The 255-nt window shown below is 32.5% G+C and carries 1 pseudogene; it reads right to left on the reverse strand.

The features are described 5' to 3' along the window. A pseudogene (locus WFK35_RS23345) lies at positions 1-255 on the reverse strand (RagB/SusD family nutrient uptake outer membrane protein); the annotation flags it as partial.

The raw sequence follows: 255 nt of genomic DNA on the forward strand, positions 1-255 counted from the left end.
ATATAATTTGGCTTTTAACATCCATGCAGCTGCTTTATCTGCTCTACCATATTCGTTTGTTTTTGGAGCTACTAAATCTGCATCTATACTATTTAATTCTTCAATAATATAATTGAATACATACACTTTTGATTGCATTGGTGGTTTCACTCCAGAACCAATGATATTGTCTTCGGTAGCAAAAGGTACTTTTCCATAAATATCTATTGCATGATAGTAAGATAATGCTCTTAAGAATCTTGCCTCAGCACGAAA

Origin of the sequence: Chryseobacterium sp. VD8 (assembly GCF_037149975.1) — a bacterium.
Classification (GTDB): Bacteria; Bacteroidota; Bacteroidia; order Flavobacteriales; family Weeksellaceae; genus Chryseobacterium; species Chryseobacterium indicum.